We start from the raw sequence: 18465 nt of genomic DNA on the forward strand, positions 1-18465 counted from the left end.
CACTGAAAATTTTTATGGGCTTGTGTTCCTAGGAGGTGAGCCTTTCCTTTTCTATATTTGGCCTCGCTTAGGGAAGTTTTGGTTGGGCACTATAGGAGCTATAATGTATAAGTACTTGACTGCAGAACCGAAAAAAGTGAAAAAGAAAAAGTCCTTCAAGAAGACTCCTTTCGGTATTTTTATGGAAAATTACATCATGGTTTTGTTTGCCGTGATTGTTCTTGTCCATCTGTTCTAGTCAAATTCTATAGTTTTTGTGATTAATGCGGCCTTGAGTTGCATTTTTTTTTATCTTTGGCACCATGTTTAAGATTGGCGTTATGGCTTCCGGTGGAGGAAGCAATTTTAAAGCGATTATAGATCGAATTGGCGAGGGCGATCTGGAGGCCCAGTGTAAGTTCCTCATTACCAATAATGGTGGCTGTGGTGCTGTTGACCACGCCAAGACTTACGGTGTCCCCGTGTTCCATATTTCTGGCAAGACCCATCCGGACCAGGCGGAATATGAAGCCGCCCTCCTGGAAGTGATTGACAAGTATGATATCGACTTGTTGATTCTGGCTGGTTATATGAAGGCAATTCCTACCAGCATTTTGAGACGTCTGCCCGACCGTGTGCTGAACATCCATCCGTCTCTGTTGCCGAAGTTTGGTGGTCGAGGCTTCTACGGGCATTTCGTACATGAGGCTGTTCTTGCCGCAGGCGAAACGGAATCTGGTCCTACCATCCATCTGGTATCCGAAGAAATTGACGCCGGTCGCATTCTTGCCCAGCGAAAGGTGCCTGTTATGCCTGACGATACTCCGGAAGTCCTTGCTGCCCGTGTGCTTGTTCAGGAACACGACCTGTACTGGCGTACCATCAAGGAATACGGCGAAGCGCTGGTAAAATAGTTGTCAGCAATCAGTTGTGAGTTTTGAGCTTCAATAATCGCGGCGAAGCCGCCTGACTTTAGCTCGCAGCTCATGGCTCGTAACACACCGCACGTAGCTTATGAAATTTAAACTGCCGGCATTTCTGGATGGAATCGAATCGCCTATCGATGGTGAAGTTGCCCTTCGTGAGAACTTCGCAGGATCCATCATTGCCGGTGTTGATGAGGTGGGTCGAGGGCCGTTGGCTGGCCCTGTGGTTGCCTGTGTTGCCGTTCTCAAATCGCCTGACGCCTTGATTTCGCTGAACGACTCCAAGAAACTGACCCGCCCCAAGCGCGAAGCTATGTTCGAAGCGGTGAAGGAGGCTTGCGCCTGCTATGCCATTGCCAGTGCCAGCGTTGCCGAAATTGATGAAATCAATATTCTAGAGGCTGACTTTTTGGCCATGCGCCGCGCCTTGCAGGCTCTGGGAATGCCTGGTGTTCAGGAATCTGCCCCCCAGATCCCCATTGAAGTCAAGGGTTCCTTCGCTGAAGTTTCGTCCCTCTCGTCTATATTAGTAGCAGTAGACGGTAACTTGAAGATCCGAGGTATTCCTCAGGATAACCAGCTGCCTATTGTAAAGGGTGACGGCCGTGTTGCCAGTATATCTGCCGCTTCTATCCTGGCGAAGGTCTTCCGTGACCGTTACATGGATGAACTGGAGAAGAAATATCCGGGTTATGGCTTCGACAAGCATGCTGGGTATGGTACCAAGGCTCATCTTGAGGCAATCCGAAAGCTTGGCTATACCCCTGAACACCGCATGAGTTTCCATCCCAAGTCTTTGCAGTTGGAACTTCCGTTATAATTTTTATTTATTAAAGTTTGACTTTTATTTATTTTGACGGACCCATTTATTTTGTAAGAAATTGTAAATGTTGGGCCTTGGCACCTTCTTTTTTGTATTTTCTCTTTAATTTGTGGTGAAAACTGACATTTTGCCATGGTTTTATGTCTTAATGAAGATGTAAAACTTTAAAATTTTCTATCTTATTGATAGTCAAAGATTTATGTAATCCTTTTTTATGAAGGGAGGCTATTTTGAATAACTCAGTTCCTCTGTTTCAAATGATTGCCCAGTCGGACATCGCTACCATTGTTGTGCTCTGCATTCTTGCAGTCATGTCCTTGGGTTCCTGGGGCATTATTCTGGTCAAGTATGTGGTGAACAAGAAGAATCAGCGGGCCAATGTGGTGTTCTTCCGCAAGTTCATTAACGTTCAGCAGTTTGTGGAACTGCAGACCCTGTGCGAAACCGCCGACGAAAGTGCCCTGAAGAGCCTTACTTCCGAAGTACTTAAGGAAGCTTCCAAGTTCAGTAACTTCGTGAGTTATGACTCCATCCAGCACCGCGCGTCCTTGCTGGAAGATACCATCCAGCGTTCTATCGAAGGTCTGCGCCTGGCCGAAGACCGCTATCTGAGCTTCCTGGCAACCTGCTCCAACCTGGCTCCCTTCTTCGGACTGCTGGGTACGGTCTGGGGCATTATGGTGGCCTTCTTCCAGATCGGTCAGCACGGTTCTGCCGACTTGACTGTGGTGGCTCCCGGTATCGCTATGGCTTTGATTACTACGGTTGGCGGCCTTGTGGTGGCAATTCCCGCATCTGCCGGCTACAACTACTTTACCTCCCATAACGGTCAGAACGAAATTTCCTATTACAACTTTGGTTCCCAGGTGCTGAGCTTGTTCAAGCGCGGCGACTTGCTGGCTCTTGAAGAAGTGGCCGGCTAGGAGGCGTCGTGAAACGTAGCCGCGGTAAAGAACTTAAGCAGGAAATGAACCTGACGAACATGATTGATATCGTGTTCGCCATCTTGATCGTGTTCATCATTTCTGCTCCCCTCATGAGCCAGGGTGTCAAGGTGGACTTGCCCAAGGCCGAAGCTCCCACTATGGAGCAGGAAAAACTTTTGAAGGTTTCCATCACCAAGAAGGAAGAAATCTACATCGCAGACATGATGGTGGATTTCCATAGTTTCAACAACGTGTTCAAGTCTTTGTGGAACGGGGAAATGGCTGTGGTCATTAACTCCGACGAAGAAGTGAAGTACGGTCTTGTGATGAAGGTGGTGACCCAGGTGCAGAAGCTGGGCGTTACAAAGCTTGGCTTCTTGACCATGAACCCGAAAGAAAAACCGGGTAAAAGGTAAGGATTATTTTAGTGAGCGAACGTAAGGAACAAATCCGCTACTTCTCTAGCGAAGGCGATGGAATGATGGTGCGAATCATCATTTGCGCCGTTGTGTTCCATATGGTGATCGCAGGAATTTGTATTGGTATTCACTTTGTGAATTTCAAGCAGGAACCGGAACCCATTCCCGTGTTCGAGATGGTGCAGGTGCAACAGCCTACGAAGGCTCGCCCCAGACCGCCTCGTCCTAAGCCCCCAGAAATTCCGCCTGATCCGCCTAAGGAACAGCCTAAGCCCGACGTGAAACCTAAGCCTGAGCCGAAGCCCAAGGTAAATAAGGAACTTCCGCCGGACATCAAACCCGAAGAAGAAAAGAAGCCGGAACCCGAGCCGGAAGAAAAACCGGAACCGCAGCCGGAACCGGAACCCGAGCCGGAGCCGGTAGATGACTTTGACGTGGATGACCTGGATTTGCCGGCCGCTGTAGAAGCGCCCAGCTTGAATCCTGTGGGTTCTGTTGACATGGACCCGTTGATGCAGGTCTACCTGGAACAGCTGAAACGCATTATCATGGCGAACTTCAATCCTCCCAATAGTTTGTCTGTGAAGAAGAGCGTGAAGACCACGGTGCAGTTTACCATTGACCGTTTTGGAGGCATTACTGGAATTACGCTGAAGCGTTCTTCGGGTAACAAGACCTGGGATCATTTGTCTGTTCGTGCGGTCTCGATTTCCAAGGCTCCGGAGCTTCCGCTTAATTTTAGAGCTCCCAGCTTGACGTTGCATTTTAACTTTACGCCGAATTAATATAGAGGTGTGATCGGATATGATTGAAAAAATCAAGGCTATCTCTAAGTTTCTGTCCTGGGCTCTGGTACTGTTCTTTGCGTACCTGCTGTTTTCCCCGGTCGCAAGCTTTGCTGCCATTGATACCATTGCGGTAGACGTTGGTATTTCGGTGTTCAAGACTATGCCCATTGGCATTGTGCCTTTTACCGAAACCAAGGGTGCCATTGAGTGGATCGAGGAAAAACCTCATCAGATCATTACCCGAGATGCAGAACTCTCTGGACGTTTCGAAGTGATTGCTTCTGACAAGTTCAACTTGGCCTTGTTCAGTAAGAATCGTGCCAAGCACTACATTACCGGTAAGGTGACTCCGGCTGAAGGTGGCAAGCTCCGTCTGGAATGTTTCCTTTATGTGGCTCAGACCAAGGACATGATGCTGGGCGAAGCCTATACTATCAGTCAGCAGGACCTTCGCCGTGCCATGCACAAGTTCTTTGACCAGGTCATTTACCGTTTGTGGGGCGAACGTGGTGTTGCCTCCACCAAGCTGGCCTATGTATCCAAGATCGATGGAGTCAAGCAGGTTGTGGTTTCTGACTACGATGGTTTCCATCGTTCCCAGATTACTCGCGATACGACCATCAGCATGATGCCTGTATGGACCCGCGGCAATAAGGGCTTGATCTTTGTGAACTTCCAGACTCACCGCCCCAAGCTTTATTCCAAGACGTTTGGCGGACCTATTAAGTCTTTGTTCCCTCATCTAGATCAGACGTATAGTCCTGCTGTAAATCCCAAAACTGGCGAATTACTTTTCTCCAGTACCGTAGACGGTAAGACGGATCTGTATATCGGTAATCCTGAAACGGGGAAGGCCAGGAAGTTTGCCTATCTGAAGAGTAACCAGACAAGCCCCGCCTGGAGCCCCTTTGCCAGCGAAGTCCTGTTTACCAGTGACCGTGGCGGTGGACCTCAGATTTTTGTGATGGGCAAGGATGGCAGCGATATGCGCCGCGTGACTTTCATGGGCCGTTACAATGAACGTGCCAGCTGGTCTCCTGAAGGGGATCGCATTGCCTATACTTCCATGGATAATGGCAAGATGAATATTTATACCTGCGCCCTGGATGGCTCTGACATTGTACAGCTGACCAACAACGCAGGCAACAACGAGCATCCCACCTGGTCTCCCGATGGTAAGCTCATCGCTTTCGCAAGTAACCGCAGCGGAAGCTATCAGATTTATATCATGAGGAAGGACGGATCCAACGTGACCCGTATTACCAACTCCGGCGAAAACACCGCGCCTACCTGGTCCTTCTTCTATGAAGACGATAATAAACAATAAACAAAAGAAGGTGCAAAATGAAGAACTTCGTTAAACTCGCCCTGGTGGTTACTACCGCCTCCCTCGCCCTTGTCGCTTGCTCCAAGAAGCAGCCCCCTGTAACGGATCCCGCTGCAGAACAGGCTCCTGCTGCAGAAGCAGCTCCTGCTGTTGAATCTGCTCCCGTGAACCAGGATTCCCTGGCTGCAGAACAGGCTCGCCTTGAAGCTGAACGCCTTGCTGCAGAACGTGCCCGCCTTGAAGCAGAACGTGCCCGTCTGGAACAGCTGATCAACCAGATCATGAGCGAAGACGTCTACTTTGACTTTGACCGTTCCGAACTGACTGAAAAGGCTAAGGAATTGCTGGCTCAGGTTGGCGAACTCCTGATCAAGGAAGAACGCTTCACCATCACTATCGAAGGCCATACCGATGCTCGCGGTACCGAAGATTACAACTTTACCCTGGGTGCAAAGCGCGCCATGAAGGTGAAGGAATTCCTGGCTGCTTACGGCATCGACAACAAGCGCATGGAATCTGTTAGCTACGGTAAGGAAGCTCCCAAGGCTGAAGGTTCCTCTGAAGAAGCCTATTCTCAGAACCGTCGCGCTAACTTCCGCGTGAATATTAAGGACTAGAGCCGGGTGTCGCGAGCGAGCTTGCTTGCTCATGATTGAGGCCAATGAATAATGTGGACTTGAACGTTTATTTTTCGCTGGTTTTATAGCGAGGTGTATATGAAACGATTGGCTTTGGGTATTGCTGTTGTCGCGCTGGCACTCACTGGCTGTAGTCAGGTGACCATGCTCCGCACTCAGGAAATGAAGGCTGTTGGCACGGACGTGCAGACTACCGTGCAGAAGAATGCTGCCTATACCGTAGAAACTCTGGGCGCTCAGAATGATTCCCTGCGTGCAGAACTGGACTCGGCTTTGGCTCGTCTGGAAGCGGCCTCCCTGGCTCAAAAGCGTATGCAGGCTGAAATTACCATGCTTTCTCGTCGAGTGTCCGACGAATCTGAACGTAATGACTCTAGACAGGAAGAAATTCTGTATCGTCTGGACATGCTGTTGGGTAAGTCTGACAAGATCCTTGCCAAGAAGGTTGTGGTCAGCGGCGCTCCGGCTCCTGTTTCTATGGACAGCCTGGAACGCGAAGCTGAAAAGCTTGTGGAAGCGGAAGCCATGTTCAATACTGCCCGCAGCGACTATCACCGTAGCGAATATAAGCTGGCCTACTCCGGCTTTAAGCAGGTCTATGAACAGATGAAGACCGGCGAACTTGCCGAAAATTCTCTGTACTGGATGGCTCTCTGCCTGATTGAAGTAAATCAGATGGATAAGGCCAAGAAGGTTTTCGCCCGTATGTCCGAAGCATTCCCCGATGGTCAGAAGACTTGCCCAGCGATGTTCAAGCTGGCTAGCATCTACAGCGATGAATGCGATATCGATATGCAGAAGCAGTATCTGCAGAAGATTCTTTCTAACAAGTCTTGCGAAACTACCGGCGAGTTCGAACAGGCCGCCGAAATGCTCCAGGAAATCCTGGAAAAGGAAGACAAGGTTAAGGAAGGCGCTCCTGTAGAAGCTTGCGTGCCTAAGGAAGTACCCCTGGAAGCTCAGCCCGTTGCGGAAAAAGCACCTGCCGCAGCCCCCGCTGACCCCTCCGCCGCTCCTGCCGTAGAATCCGCAAATCCCGCCGCAGCCCCCGCACCTGCTGCCCCCGCTGCAAATCCGTAGAATTTTACCTACATAAAAATGAAAAAGTCCGACGCAGCCCGCTGCGCCGGATTTTTTTGCCTTAAGGTTTTGAATGGGGTGCGGAAGTGGAATTCGCGTGTGTGGGAGTTTTTTTTCGGGGTTTACTAACCTAATGTCGAATGTAAGAAAGTTTGGTTAGTAAGAAATTAGTTTATATATAGTGTTTTCTTGAAAATTGGAATATGTATACTAACCAAACATCGTTTTTTTGTCAATTTGGTTAGTAAGACAAAAATAAAAAACCTCTTCCGTTGGGAAAAGGTATTCGTTTTTTACTAACCAAACGGCGCCTTTGGACCAATTTGGTCAGTAATTTGGTCAATTTGGTGAATGAATCAAGGGTGGAATAGCTCCTCCCTTGCATCATTATCAGAAATTATCGTCTTCTTCGTCGTCGGAGTGACGGATCACTACGCCGCCGATCTTAGCGACTTTATTTTCGAAGTCTTCGTAACCGCGGTCCAGATGGTACACGCGGCTGACGGTACTTTCGCCTTCGGAAATGAATGCGGCCAGAACCAGTGCGGCTGTTGCACGCAGGTCGCTACCCATGATATCGGTACCTTCCAGCTTGGTGCCGCCCTTGATGATGGCGGTGTTGCCGTTCACCTGGATGTCTGCGCCAAGACGCTGCAGTTCTGCCACGTGCTTGAAGCGGTCGTTGTAGACTGTATCCTGGATGGTGCTGTTGCCCGGGATGGAAACGAGAGTTGCCATCAGCGGAGCCTGCATGTCGGTGGGGTAGCCGGGGTAGGGGAGGGTGGTGACGTTGATAGGCTTCAGTTCTACGCCGCGGGCGTCAACCTGAGCCCAGTCGTTGCCCACTTCCACCTTGCAGCCCATATCGCGGAAGGCGTCCAGGGTGCTGGCGATATGTTCGGGGAAGACCTTGGTGACCTTGATGCATCCGCGGGTGATGGCGGCTGCGCAAAGGAAGGTGCCTGCTTCGATACGGTCGGGAATGGTAAAGCACTTGCCCGGACGGAGAGCTTCCACGCCCTGCACGGTAAGGGTGCGGGTTCCGCGGCCCTGGATCTTGGCTCCCATGGAGTTGAGGAAGTCCACCAGGTTGTCAATTTCGGGTTCAAGGGCGGCATTCTGAAGAACGCTGGTGCCCTTGGCGAGAGTGGCTGCCATCAACACGTTGACGGTGGCGCCTACAGAAGAAATGGGGAAGTTGAAGTTACCGCCGGGGAGACGTCCTTCACAGGTTGCTTCTACATAACCGCGGGTCAATGTGATTTTTGCACCTAGGGCTTCAAGACCCTTCAAATGCAAGTCCACGGGGCGGGGGCCCCAGGCGCATCCACCGGGGAGAGAAACGCGGCAACGTCCGAAGCGGGCCACCAGAGGTCCCAACACATAGAAGCTGGCGCGCATGGTCTTTACCAGTTCGTAGGGGGCTTCCAGATGGTCGGCACCGCGGGTGTCGATTTTAAGCTGGTGGGATTCACCGCTGATACGGCAACCGATAACGCGGAGCACGTCAGACATGGTCTTCATGTCTTTCAGGTGGGGGACGTTTGTAATTTCGGAAACGCCGTCGGCCAGGAGAGCGGCTGCCATCACGGCAAGCACGGCATTCTTTGCGCCGGAAATTTCGACTTCACCTTCGAGAGGTTTTACCGCCTGGTGAACTTCAAAACGATACATATAAACTATTTCTCCTGATCGTCGTCGGGACGAACTTTGATTTTAACACTTGTGTCGTGAACCACGTAGGTTCTTGCAATCCAGTCATGAAGGGATCTGCGCTTGGGGTCAATCATGACCACCAGATAGCCGATGCCGTAGAACATCAAGGTGAACTGGGTGAAAAGGCTTGCCACATAACGCAATGTGCTGAGAACCCAGCTAACCTTTGCGATTCCGCTGACGGTACTGATGCTGTAGGCGGGTTCCACATGGATCTTGAACAACTTCTTGCCGGGGGTGGCGGACTTTATTGCGGTAAAGACGATGAAGTAAATGCCCTGCACGATACCCCAGATGGATAGGAACAGATGGGTGCCGGGGGCTTCCAGGATCTTGCTCATGGCGTCTTCGGCGGTGGGGTCTGCGATGTAGGCGTTCATTGCTTCGGAAATGGCGTTCAGGTCGGCCAGCTGCATTGCGCTCAGGACCATGAGGATGACGATTCCGAATGCAGAAAGGATGAAGTTGTCGACGAAATAGGCGGCGGCGCGGACGAAGAATCCGGCGTAGCGCTTGGAGGCCTTATGTTCTGCCAGGATGGCTTCTAGGGCTGCCTTGATTTGCTCTTCGTCGGAAAGGGCGGAACCTTCTGCGGATTCCCCCTTTTCAAAAAGGTTGGCATTGTTCTTTGCTTCTTCCGTATCTTCCCAGCGGCCCCAGTCCTTCATACCTGAGTGCCATACCAGAGTCTGGGGCTTTACCGTTTCGGATTTGACAAGATCCATTAATTCATCGATAGAATAAGGACCCTTGCGCCTGTCTCCGTCGGTTATGCTTTCATCAATATAATACCAAATCATACTGGGTACAATGTAGCAAAAAAAGCGGATATTGTCGGGCGTAGTAGGGAAGCCGAAATTTTGAAAAAAAACTAAATTGGGGGCTTATGATGAATTTTAAGGTTGGCCAACGCTACGTAAGTCAATCGGAACCTGCTCTGGGACTCGGCATAGTCACAGAAGTTCAGGACCGTATTGTGAAGATTTCTTTCCCTGCTGTGAATGATGTTCGTCTTTACCGTTCCATGGGTGCCCCGGTGGACCGTTTCCTGCTTGCCGTGGGTGAAACTGCGAAGAGCGAAAAGGGTGTTTCCTTTACGGTGGAAAATGTGGTGGAAGTGGATGGGCTGGTGGTCTATGAAGGTCGCGCCGGTCGTTCCATGAAGGAATCCGAACTGAATGGCAAGATTTCCATTGCTAGGCCCGCCGACTTGTTCCGTGCCCTGCAGGAAAACCGCATTTCCGATAGCGACCAGTTCCTGCGCCGCGAACAGTCCATGAAGCTGTATTGCAAGTGGCAGTCTTCGCCGGTACGCGGTATGATTGGCCCCCGTGTAAGCCAGATTCCCCACCAGTACTATCTGTGCCAGCGCGCCTGTTCCAGCTCCGCTCTGCCCCGTCTGATGCTTTCTGACGAAGTGGGCCTGGGTAAGACTATCGAAGCCGGCATGATCTGGCATGCCCTGAAGGCCCGCGGACGCGTGACCCGTACCTTGGTGATTGTTCCCGAAACTCTGAAGCATCAGTGGCTGGTGGAAATGAAGCGCCGCTTCAACCATCTGTTTACCCTGGTGGACGAAGGCTACCTGAAGGGCTTGTTTGTGGCTGACGAAGACGATAAGCCCAATCCGTTCTCCCAGGCCAACGACATCATCTGTTCCATCGACTTCTTGATCAAGCAGCCGGCCCTGATCGAAGACTTGCTGAAGGTCAAGTGGGACATGACCATTATCGATGAAGCTCACCACCTGGTTTGCGAAGATGGATTTACCAGCCACGAATACTTGCTGGCCAATGCGGTGATCCAGCGCTCCAAGGGTGTGTTGCTCTTGACCGGTACTCCGCTGCAGTTCCATCCGGAATCCCAGTTTAACCGACTGAAGATGTTGGACCCGGTCCGCTTTGCGGATTACAATAATTTTATCAAGGATCAGGATGCGTACCGCAAACTGGTGAATGAACTGAACAAGTTGCCTACCGATCCTGGTCAGCAGATGAGCTGGGACGACCTGAACGAAATTGTTCCCAAGAAGTCCATGATCCGCCCCTGGCTTGAACAGGAAAGCGCCAAGTCCATGTCTGCCGATGAATGGATCCGCCGTATCGTGGATGCCGTGGGTACTGGCTCCGTGGTGTTCCGCAATACCCGTAAGGGCGTGGGCGGATTCCCCAAGCGCGTGTTGGACGAAATCCCGTTGGAACCTAACGAACGTTATCGCGAAATGGTGAACGTGGCCGCCGAGAACGACCTGGATATGTCTACGGACATTCAGGAAAACGGTTTGCTTTGCACCAGCTACTCCGATGCCTGGTGCATGGACGAACGCTATGTGTGGTTGAAGCAATTCCTGAAGGAACATAAGGACGACAAGGTCCTGCTGATTTGCGAATCCATTCAGGTGGTTCTTGCTCTTGAGACCTTGCTGACGGAATACATGGGCGAAGGCGCCTTCTCCATGTTCCATGAAAATATGACCATCATGGCCCGCGATAAGGCCGCCGCAAACTTTAGCCGTGAAAACGGCGCTAACCTTCTGATCGCTTCTGAAATAGGTTCCGAAGGCCGTAACTTCCAGTTTGCCCATCACTTGATCTTGTTTGACTTGCCGCTGGACGCTTCCTTGGTGGAACAGCGTATCGGTCGACTGGACCGCATTGGCCAGACTGAAAACATTATCATCCATGTGCCTTACGTAAAGGGTTCCGGTCAGGAAGTCATGTTCCGCTGGTACCACAACGGCTTGAATGCTTTCGGCACTCCCATGATGAGCGGTGGCGAACTGTTCCTGAAGTACACCGACGAGTTGATTGCCGCCTTGGCAGAACCCCAGGAATTCCTGCAGCACTTCATGGACAATGTCATTCCCCAGGTGAAGAAGGATTGCGACACCATGCGCAAGAACATCGAGAAGGGGCGTGACCGCTTGCTGGAATTCAACTCCCGCAATCCGGCGAAGGCAAAGGAAATTACCGACGAAATCCAGCGCGTGGATGCTGAACCTGAACTTGAAACTTTGGTGTTCTCTTCGTTGATGAACCGCGGACTTGAAATTGAAAAGAGCAAGATTCCGGGTTGCTATGTGGTGACCATGGGAACTCAGGTGGAAGCCGGTTCTGTGCCGGGGATGCCCGAATCTGTGGGCGGTGTGCCTGGTAGCAGTGGCGGTGGCGGACGTGTGGTCCAGAATGTGGGCGACTTCTCTGAAGGTGGTGGCGGTGACGAAGATGCTCGTTACTCCGATGCCTCCAGCCTGACCGTTACCTTTGACCGTAATGTAGCCATGATCCATGACGAAGTGGATTTCGTTAGCTTGGAACATCCGCTGTCTCAGGGTGTGATTGACTTTGAAACTACTTTGGACAATGGCGCTGTGTCTTGCAATATGTGGCAGAACTCCGGTATGCGCGGCCTGCTCATGCAGTACAACTTTGCTGTAGACTTCTCCATTTCTGAAGAATGGGGCGTGTCTGACATTGCGGGTCCCAAGTACATTAGCGTTCTGGTGAACCCCAATGGCGAAGACTTGTCTAGCAAGCTTGAAGATCTTGCCAAGGCTACCTTTAAGGATGTGGCCGTGCCTCAGGGAAATCCGGCTGTGAACATGACTCTGAAGTACTTTGGTAAGGAAGGCTTGGCTATTGCCCGTCGTGAGGTGACTGCCAAGGCTAAGGAACTTGCCGAACAGGCTGCAGAAGCTGTGGAAGCTCGTGCCGAACAGGAATACCAGCGCATGAACCACTTGCTGACTATGCGTGGCAAGGCTGGCAACAACGAACAGTTGAAGCAGCTCCGCAAGAATGCCCAGGAATGGAAGAAGATTATTTCTAACCCGCAGCTCCGCCTGGATGCCATCCGCCTACTGGTCTGCAGATAATAGGTATGAGGAATGAGGTCGGTCCTTGCGGCCCTCTGAGGTATGAGGTCAACCGGGAAAGAATTTTGAGAGATGTAAAGAGATTTGTAATTTAGCCTGAAAGCGAGCGACGCGAGCGACCTGATACCTCAAAGCGAACGTAGTGAGCGACCTGAAAACTGAAAGCACCAAAGGTGCGACCTGAATATGAGTGAATTAAGAAAGAACATTTTGAATGAAGCCCACCGCATTGTGGTGAAGATTGGTTCCCGCATTCTGGTGGATTCCGAAAAGGGTGGCGTCCGTACCCGCTATATCCAGAAGCTGGCTGATTCCGTTGCCCGCCTTATGGAAGCTGGAAAGGAAGTGGTCATCGTGACTTCCGGTGCTGTGGGTACCGGCATGAGTCAGCTGGGCTATAAGGAAAAGCCTACGGTCATTGCTGAAAAGCAGGCTTGCGCTGCAGTGGGTCAGATTGACTTGATGTACGCCTACCGCGAAATGTTCCGCTGGTGCCAGCTTTCTGTGGGCCAGATTCTTTTGTCTGCAGATGACTTCCGCGATCGCGGCCGTTACAAGAATCTGCAGAACACCATCAAGGCCATGCTCGCCCGTAAGATCGTTCCTATCATCAACGAGAACGACTCCCTGGCTGTGGCTGAAATCAAGGTGGGCGATAACGATAAGCTGTCTTCTGACGTGGCCCTGTTCCTGGATGCAGACTTGCTGCTGATCTTTACGGACGAAGACGGTCTCTTTGACGATAATCCCAAGAAGAATCCCAATGCCCGCCTGCTGCGTTTCGTTCCCGAAATTACTCCCGCTGTTCTCGCTCTGGCTGGTAAGCCCGGCGAAGCCGGTTCTGCTGTAAGTACCGGCGGTATGCGCAGTAAGCTTGAAGCTATCCGTAATGTAACCAAGAGCGGCTGCAATGCGTTCCTGGCTTGCGGTATGCGCGTGCTTCCCCACGAAGTGATTCTCGAACAGGCTGAAGGTACTTTATTTGTAGGCTCCAAGAAAAAGTTGAACAGCCGTCAGCGTTGGCTCAGCTTTATTACCACTCCCCGCGGAAGTGTCGTGGTGGACGAAGGTGGCGTAAAGGCCTTGCGCGAAAAGCATTCCAGCCTGCTGCCCGTTGGTGTTGTCGCTGTGAAGAAACATTTTGACAAGGGCGACCTTATTGAAGTCCTGAGCGAATCTGGCGAAGCTGTGGCCCGCGGTGTCGCAAAGTTCGATAGTGAAACTTTGAAGCTTGTACTCCACAAGAAGACTTCCGAAATCCATGCCTTGCTGGGTAAGGACGTTGCCGACGAACTGGTTCACAAGAACGACCTGGTGGTGTTTTAATAAGAGAGTTGAATTATGGCAGAAGATCAGAACTTAGACGAATTGGCCGAAGAATCGGCGGAACTCCCGAAAGTTGAAAGTCAGGAAGATCTGGCTCGCATTATCCAGGCATTGGTTTTTGCCTCTACTGATGTGGTGACTTTGAAGAAGCTTCGTGAAATCCTGGGCGACTTCCTGGATGCTCGCCTAGTGTCTGACGCACTTATTGCTGCCAACGATTCCCTGAACAAGATCAATTCACCTTTTGAAATTGTGGAACAGGCCGGTGGTTATCGCTTCCGTACTCGCGCCAAGTATTATCCTTGGGTCCGCAAGTTGTTCCCCGAAGCAAATGCCCGCCGCTTAAGCCAGGCTGCACTTGAAACTCTCGCTGTGATTGCTTACCAGCAGCCCATTACCAAGGCGGCCATTGAACAGGTTCGTGGTGTGTCTTCTGTAGATGGCCCGATCCGTAACTTGCTGGATAAGGGTTTCATCGCCCTGGGTTCCCGCGCCGAAACTGTGGGTAACCCTTACACCTACGTGACCACCCAGGAATTTATGAAGTACTTCGGAATCAACCGCATTCCCGAAGACTTGCCCCGCCTCCGCGAATTTAGCGAACTTCTGGAAGCCGGCGCCCTGGTGCCTCAATACGCCAAGCCTGAATCCATTGCCAACGATGAACCTCAGGAACCTGAGGATAATCCGGATCAGGTTGAACTTTCTATGGGAGATCTGTAATGGCCTGCACTCCTTTAATGCAACAGTATTACGATATCAAGGCCCAGAATCCGGGCTGTATTCTGTTCTTTAGAATGGGTGACTTCTTTGAACTTTTTGAAGAAGACGCTGTTATCGCCTCCAAGATTTTAGGCATTACCTTGACCAGCCGCAATAACGGTGCATCTGGAGCCACACCCCTTTGCGGATTCCCTCACCACGCCGCTGAACGTTACGTTCCCAAGATGGTGGCAGCAGGCTATCGAGTGGCTATCTGTGAACAGGTCGAAGATCCTAAACTGGCCAAGGGTATCGTCAAGCGCGACATTGTTGAAATCATCAGTGCCGGTACCGCTATGAACGAAGCTAACCTGGATGCTAAGGAAGCAAATTACCTTTGCGCCTACATCCCTGCGAAGGCTGCCGTTGCGGAAACCGTCGACGGAAAGTGTGCCGACTTGGCCGCCTTTGCCATCGCCGATGTGACTACCGGTTATTTGGCTACAAGTAAAAGTTCCATTCAGGCTTTTGAATGTGAATTCTGCCGCCGCATGCCCAAGGAAATCGTTGTTCCCGAAGGAACCGTGATTCCCGATGGCGTCATGGACTTGGTGAAGTCCGAAAATATTCTGGTGACTGAACTGCCCGCTTTCCAGTTCGGTGAAGAGGCTGCCCACGATACGCTGTTTAGCCATTTCAAGGTGGAAGCTCTGGATGGCCTTGGTCTTGATGGCCGCCCCGAAGAAACTTCTGTGACTGGGGCCATGCTCCAGTATTTGATGTTTCAGAAAAAGTCTGAGCTGTCTCATTTTACGGCTCTGGAAATTTTGAATCTGGATGACTACATGACATTGGATCCGTCCACCTTGCGTAACCTGGAACTGGTGCGCCCGCTGAACGCCGATGACATGAGCAGCACCCTTTGCTATGTGCTGGACTTTACCGTTACTGCCATGGGTGGTAGAACTTTGAAGGACTGGGTGAGCCATCCGCTGATTTCTGTAGACCGCATCAAGGCTCGCGAAGAAGCCGTCGATGAACTGGTGAACAATCCGGTAGCCCTTGACGAGTTGAAGGAATCCCTCACTTCTATTCTGGATATGGAACGCCTGATGGGCCGCGTAGGCTCTGGCCGTGCCAATGCCCGTGACCTTGCGGGTATGGGCCGCTCCCTTTCTCAGGCCGCCAAGGTGGCCGATGTTCTGGAAGGTTTGCGTTCTCCCATTTTCGAACCCATGCGTGAGGCTTTGATCCGCGCCCAGGGCAGGGGAGAGGAACTTCTCAACCAGTTTAACGAAGACTTGCCCTTGACTGTCCGCGAAGGCGGCATGATCCGCGAAGGCGCCAATGCAGAACTGGACGCCATGAATGCTGACATTAAGGATAGACGTCAGTGGATTGCGTCCCTTGAAACTCGCGAAAAGGAACGTCTTGGAATTCCCAGTCTTAAGGTGGGCTACAACAAGGTTTTCGGTTACTACATCGAAGTGACCCGCGCCGCCATGGCCAAGGCCACCAATCCTATTCCCGACGAATATATCCGTAAGCAGACTACGGTGAATGCCGAACGTTACATCACTCCGGAAATGAAGGAATGCGAATCCATCATCAGCAATGCCGAAGTGAACATTCACGCTCTGGAATACAAGATTTTCTGCGAACTCCGCGACCGCGTCAACTCCTGGCGTGCAGAACTTCAGGAAATCGCCAACGCCATTGCCCGCGTGGATACGCTGTATAGTTTCGCCCGCGCCGCCCGCAAGTACAACTACGTCTGCCCCGAAGTTTTTGAAGGCTCCGGCATCGAAATCAAGGGCGGTTTCCATCCGGTGATCGTTGCGGTAAATCCTGACCTGGATTTCATCAGCAACGATGTAACGCTTTCTCCCGAGGCGACCCGACTGATGCTGATTACTGGCCCCAACATGGCCGGTAAATCAACTTACCTGCGTCAGACTGGCTTGATTGTCCTGATGGCACAGATCGGTTGCTTTGTGCCTGCGGAAAGTGCCCGCATTGGCGTTGTGGACCGTATCTTTACCCGCGTAGGTGCCAGCGACCGCCTGAGCCGAGGCCTTTCTACCTTCATGGTGGAAATGATTGAAACTGCAAACATTCTGCGTAACGCCACCGCCCATAGCCTGGTGCTGCTTGATGAAATCGGCCGCGGTACCAGTACCTTCGACGGTCTCTCCATCGCCTGGGCCATCGTAGAAACGTTGCACGACGAACCTGCCCGCGCGGCCCTCACGCTGTTCGCCACCCATTACCACGAATTGACTGGTTTGGTGGATGACCTTGAACACGCCGGCAACTACCAGGTGGCCGTTCAGGAAAAGGGCGATAAACTCTTGTTCCTCCATAAGATTCTCGAAGGGGCTTGCGACTCTAGCTACGGTATCCATGTGGCAGAAATGGCAGGCCTTCCCAATAACGTGCTGCGCCGTGCCCGCAAGATCTTGCTCCGCCTAGAAAAGCACAAGATCGACCCCAGCGACGAAGCCGCCAACAAGAAACTGAAGGAAAAGCCCCAGGTGGACCTGTTTGCAACCCCTGTAGACGAATCCGCCCAGCTTCTGAAGGAAGAAATCCGCCGCCTCCGCCCCGAAGAAATGACTCCCATGCAGGCGCTCCAATACCTGATGGACATGAAGGACCACTACGGGAAATAGCGTAGAGCGTAAAGGTTAAAGGGAAAAGGTTTTTGCATATCTTGCAAACACCTTTTCTTTTACAAAGAATGTGTGGCAACTGAAAAAATTGCTATTAGTTGTTGTATGATCGATTTCGCTGCATTACAGGAGTTTGTTTACGAGGATCGGGTTTACGATTCCAATATCCACGGATTGGCCCATTGGCGCCAGGTGGAGTTTAACGGACTTTTGTTAGCTAAAAAGACCAAGGCCGATGTCACTGTGGTTCGTCTGTTTGCGCTCTTTCATGATTCCAAGCGGGAAAGTGACGGCTACGATAGCAAGCATGGCGGCCGCGGGGCTGAATTTGCTCTAAAATGTCGCGAAGAAAAACTGTTCGAAATTACGGACGAACAGTTTGAAAAACTGTATCACGCCTGCAAGCACCATACTACGGAACGTAGTAGCGGTGACCCGACGATCGATACTTGCTACGATGCCGACCGTCTGGATTTGGGCCGCGTAGATTTTCTTTTGGATCCACAAAAAATGGCGACCTCGGCGGGCGCCCTTATTGCAACCAAATCCCGCAAGGAAAACGTTCCGACGCAAAAAATGCGAGATTGGTTGCTTCGATTTGAATTCTAGTTACTTTTCGATCCAGCCGTAGCGACCTTCGAACTTGGTTTCGCTCTTGATCACCTGGAAGGTACAGCTGACTTCTACGCCGGCGTTCTTGGGCAGGGCGGCCACACCTACTGCGGTGCGGGCGTGCTTGCCGTTATCACCCAGAATCTGTACGGCCAGTTCGCTGGCTCCGTTCAAAATTGCGGGCTGTTCCTTGAATTCCGGGTTAGACTGCACAAAACCCTGGAGCTGAACCAGCTTCAAGGTTTCGCCGTCCTGCAGTAAGCTCATGGCGGCGGCAAGGTTGTTCAGCAGGCAGATGGCTGCGCCTTCCTTGGCCTTTTCCGGAGAAAGGGCGTCGGGCACAATGCCGGTGTATGCAGAAAAATCACCGTTCACGGAGGGCAGCTGGCCCGACACGAAAATCACATCGCCTGCACGAGTGGCGGGTACGTATGCGGCCAGAGGGGCTGCAACGGCGGGAAGGGTCAAACCCAGTTCTTCGACTTTCTTAACGATGTTCTGCATAAGGATCTCCTTGACTTTTACCTCTAAATAATACAAACTTTCCTTTTCTGAGTTTTTCTTTTTCTTTATAAAGTTTGCTTTTTTTATTTGCGGTTCCCCATAAAAAACTCATAGAAAAAGGCGAATCTTTCGATCCGCCTTTTCTATAGCTCT

General features: G+C 51.4%; 18 protein-coding genes. 14 read left to right on the forward strand and 4 right to left on the reverse strand.

Features of this window, described 5'->3' with window-relative positions; translation table 11 throughout:
* Positions 1-103: 103 nt before the first annotated feature.
* The 9 genes from BUB94_RS17295 to BUB94_RS05315 all read left to right on the forward strand — a co-directional run bounded on the left by BUB94_RS17295 (position 104) and on the right by BUB94_RS05315 (position 6906).
* A complete protein-coding gene (locus BUB94_RS17295) occupies positions 104-238 on the forward strand; it encodes a hypothetical protein (protein WP_254917597.1) in 135 nt (44 codons plus the stop codon).
* Between the two features lie 64 nt (positions 239-302).
* Positions 303-893, forward strand: coding sequence for a phosphoribosylglycinamide formyltransferase (gene purN / locus BUB94_RS05280; protein ID WP_073158047.1), 591 nt, complete (start codon positions 303-305; stop codon positions 891-893).
* Between the two features lie 100 nt (positions 894-993).
* Complete coding sequence (locus BUB94_RS05285) at positions 994-1725, forward strand: ribonuclease HII (RefSeq protein ID WP_073234840.1); 732 nt, start codon at positions 994-996, stop codon at positions 1723-1725.
* A 233-nt stretch (positions 1726-1958) separates the two neighbouring features.
* Positions 1959-2651, forward strand: coding sequence for a MotA/TolQ/ExbB proton channel family protein (locus tag BUB94_RS05290; RefSeq protein ID WP_139258260.1), 693 nt, complete (start codon positions 1959-1961; stop codon positions 2649-2651).
* Positions 2652-2659: 8 nt separating this feature from the next.
* Positions 2660-3070 carry an ExbD/TolR family protein gene (locus BUB94_RS05295; RefSeq protein ID WP_073158055.1) on the forward strand — a complete coding sequence of 137 codons (411 nt, stop codon included), beginning with the start codon at positions 2660-2662 and terminating at the stop codon, positions 3068-3070.
* An 11-nt stretch (positions 3071-3081) separates the two neighbouring features.
* Entirely contained in the window at positions 3082-3858 is a 777-nt protein-coding gene (locus BUB94_RS05300) for an energy transducer TonB (RefSeq protein WP_254793676.1), read from the forward strand.
* 19 nt (positions 3859-3877) lie between these two features.
* Positions 3878-5188: a translocation protein TolB gene (locus tag BUB94_RS05305; RefSeq protein WP_249269310.1), complete on the forward strand. Its 1311-nt coding sequence runs from the start codon at positions 3878-3880 to the stop codon at positions 5186-5188.
* A gap of 17 nt (positions 5189-5205) precedes the next feature.
* Positions 5206-5805: an OmpA family protein gene (locus tag BUB94_RS05310; RefSeq protein WP_073158058.1), complete on the forward strand. Its 600-nt coding sequence runs from the start codon at positions 5206-5208 to the stop codon at positions 5803-5805.
* A 99-nt stretch (positions 5806-5904) separates the two neighbouring features.
* Positions 5905-6906: a tetratricopeptide repeat protein gene (locus tag BUB94_RS05315; protein WP_249505810.1), complete on the forward strand. Its 1002-nt coding sequence runs from the start codon at positions 5905-5907 to the stop codon at positions 6904-6906.
* Positions 6907-7296: 390 nt separating this feature from the next.
* Here BUB94_RS05315 and murA read toward each other — a convergent pair whose 3' ends face one another.
* Both murA and BUB94_RS05325 read right to left on the reverse strand, forming a co-directional pair.
* Entirely contained in the window at positions 7297-8580 is a 1284-nt protein-coding gene (gene murA / locus BUB94_RS05320; protein WP_073158062.1) for a UDP-N-acetylglucosamine 1-carboxyvinyltransferase, read from the reverse strand.
* A gap of 5 nt (positions 8581-8585) precedes the next feature.
* Complete coding sequence (locus BUB94_RS05325) at positions 8586-9422, reverse strand: RDD family protein (RefSeq protein WP_073234843.1); 837 nt, start codon at positions 9420-9422, stop codon at positions 8586-8588.
* A gap of 86 nt (positions 9423-9508) precedes the next feature.
* Between BUB94_RS05325 and rapA the strand changes: the two genes are divergently transcribed.
* The 5 genes from rapA to BUB94_RS05350 all read left to right on the forward strand — a co-directional run bounded on the left by rapA (position 9509) and on the right by BUB94_RS05350 (position 17805).
* On the forward strand, positions 9509-12496 hold the full coding sequence (rapA, locus tag BUB94_RS05330) for an RNA polymerase-associated protein RapA (RefSeq protein WP_073158068.1): 2988 nt from the start codon (positions 9509-9511) through the stop codon (positions 12494-12496).
* A gap of 186 nt (positions 12497-12682) precedes the next feature.
* Positions 12683-13822: a glutamate 5-kinase gene (gene proB / locus BUB94_RS05335; protein ID WP_073158072.1), complete on the forward strand. Its 1140-nt coding sequence runs from the start codon at positions 12683-12685 to the stop codon at positions 13820-13822.
* A gap of 15 nt (positions 13823-13837) precedes the next feature.
* Positions 13838-14545, forward strand: coding sequence for an SMC-Scp complex subunit ScpB (scpB, locus tag BUB94_RS05340; RefSeq protein WP_073158075.1), 708 nt, complete (start codon positions 13838-13840; stop codon positions 14543-14545).
* Entirely contained in the window at positions 14545-17196 is a 2652-nt protein-coding gene (mutS, locus tag BUB94_RS05345; protein WP_073234846.1) for a DNA mismatch repair protein MutS, read from the forward strand. The genes scpB and mutS overlap by 1 nt, the downstream gene beginning before the upstream one ends.
* Positions 17197-17301: 105 nt before the next feature.
* Positions 17302-17805, forward strand: coding sequence for an HD domain-containing protein (locus tag BUB94_RS05350; RefSeq protein WP_073234849.1), 504 nt, complete (start codon positions 17302-17304; stop codon positions 17803-17805).
* Here BUB94_RS05350 and BUB94_RS05355 read toward each other — a convergent pair whose 3' ends face one another.
* Both BUB94_RS05355 and BUB94_RS17300 read right to left on the reverse strand, forming a co-directional pair.
* Entirely contained in the window at positions 17806-18312 is a 507-nt protein-coding gene (locus BUB94_RS05355; RefSeq protein WP_073158084.1) for a RidA family protein, read from the reverse strand.
* Positions 18296-18424, reverse strand: a complete 129-nt coding sequence (locus BUB94_RS17300; RefSeq protein WP_256375045.1) for a hypothetical protein — start codon at positions 18422-18424, stop codon at positions 18296-18298. The genes BUB94_RS05355 and BUB94_RS17300 overlap by 17 nt, the downstream gene beginning before the upstream one ends.
* Positions 18425-18465: the final 41 nt, after the last annotated feature.

It is taken from the genome of Fibrobacter sp. UWH9 (assembly GCF_900129715.1).
In the GTDB taxonomy this organism is placed as follows: Bacteria; Fibrobacterota; Fibrobacteria; order Fibrobacterales; family Fibrobacteraceae; genus Fibrobacter.

Excerpts from the sequence above, each read along its gene's own strand:
- murA (WP_073158062.1), bottom strand. The coding sequence starts at position 8,580 with ATGTATCGTTTTGAAGTTCACCAGGCGGTAAAACCTCTCGAAGGTGAA.
- mutS (WP_073234846.1), top strand. The coding sequence starts at position 14,545 with ATGGCCTGCACTCCTTTAATGCAACAGTATTACGATATCAAGGCCCAG.
- BUB94_RS05305 (WP_249269310.1), top strand. The coding sequence starts at position 3,878 with ATGATTGAAAAAATCAAGGCTATCTCTAAGTTTCTGTCCTGGGCTCTG.
- BUB94_RS17295 (WP_254917597.1), top strand. The coding sequence starts at position 104 with ATGTATAAGTACTTGACTGCAGAACCGAAAAAAGTGAAAAAGAAAAAG.
- rapA (WP_073158068.1), top strand. The coding sequence starts at position 9,509 with ATGATGAATTTTAAGGTTGGCCAACGCTACGTAAGTCAATCGGAACCT.
- BUB94_RS05325 (WP_073234843.1), bottom strand. The coding sequence starts at position 9,422 with ATGATTTGGTATTATATTGATGAAAGCATAACCGACGGAGACAGGCGC.
- scpB (WP_073158075.1), top strand. The coding sequence starts at position 13,838 with ATGGCAGAAGATCAGAACTTAGACGAATTGGCCGAAGAATCGGCGGAA.
- BUB94_RS05350 (WP_073234849.1), top strand. The coding sequence starts at position 17,302 with ATGATCGATTTCGCTGCATTACAGGAGTTTGTTTACGAGGATCGGGTT.
- BUB94_RS05310 (WP_073158058.1), top strand. The coding sequence starts at position 5,206 with ATGAAGAACTTCGTTAAACTCGCCCTGGTGGTTACTACCGCCTCCCTC.
- BUB94_RS05315 (WP_249505810.1), top strand. The coding sequence starts at position 5,905 with ATGAAACGATTGGCTTTGGGTATTGCTGTTGTCGCGCTGGCACTCACT.
- purN (WP_073158047.1), top strand. The coding sequence starts at position 303 with ATGTTTAAGATTGGCGTTATGGCTTCCGGTGGAGGAAGCAATTTTAAA.
- BUB94_RS05285 (WP_073234840.1), top strand. The coding sequence starts at position 994 with ATGAAATTTAAACTGCCGGCATTTCTGGATGGAATCGAATCGCCTATC.
- proB (WP_073158072.1), top strand. The coding sequence starts at position 12,683 with ATGAGTGAATTAAGAAAGAACATTTTGAATGAAGCCCACCGCATTGTG.
- BUB94_RS17300 (WP_256375045.1), bottom strand. The coding sequence starts at position 18,424 with ATGAGTTTTTTATGGGGAACCGCAAATAAAAAAAGCAAACTTTATAAA.
- BUB94_RS05355 (WP_073158084.1), bottom strand. The coding sequence starts at position 18,312 with ATGCAGAACATCGTTAAGAAAGTCGAAGAACTGGGTTTGACCCTTCCC.